Genomic DNA, 624 nt, shown 5'->3' with positions numbered 1-624 from the left:
AAGTACGCATCGGTCTTGGCCCCAGGGTCGCGGCTGCCGGCGGCGAAGTGCTCGGCCAGCTTGGCCGCCTTCACCTCGTCGGTGACGTAGCTGAGCGGGTTCCACCACCAGCTCGGTTCTTCCAGCGCGATCGCCTGGGGATCGAACACCCAGACCGGGCCGGCTTTGGCCCGCACGTCGCGCGTGGCGTCTACGACGTCGCGCTTGTTCGAGGTCACGAGAACCGCTCCAGGAGCGTCCAGGATCGCCGGGACCGCCCTTGAGGTGGTCTTACCGGTTCGAGGCCCCCAAATGTCGATGTGCATGTCCTCCCAGGAGCCGTAGAGCGGGTGAGCACCGGTCACGGTGCGACCGATCGGCACACCGGGAGAATCGGCCACGCCCAGGCGCTTCGCGGTCGCCTGGGCTGACTTGCGGCTCAGTGCCTCGACATCGCGGCCGCGGCCCATGTAGGTTGCCGCGCGGTCGACGCGGCTACGGCCCCGGCGGATACGATGCACCACCAGGGCGACCAGGACACCGAGGGCCAGGAACACGGCGAGCATGCCGCCGAGCACCCACCAGCCGGCCGCCCCTGGCCAGTCCAGCTTGCCGCCCAGCAGACCGAACAGCAGCGAGAACGGA

Annotated in this window: 1 protein-coding gene; it reads right to left on the bottom strand. The window is 69.4% G+C overall.

The window, feature by feature from the left end:
* The coding region (locus IEZ13_RS46190; protein ID WP_189285823.1) for a type IV secretory system conjugative DNA transfer family protein at positions 1-624 on the bottom strand (624 nt) is incomplete at both ends.

This window comes from Actinoplanes campanulatus (assembly GCF_014647795.1).
GTDB lineage: Bacteria > Actinomycetota > Actinomycetes > Mycobacteriales > Micromonosporaceae > Actinoplanes > Actinoplanes campanulatus.
The sequence above is the reverse complement of the archived record's forward strand: the minus strand, read 5'-3'. Positions and strand labels throughout refer to the sequence as shown.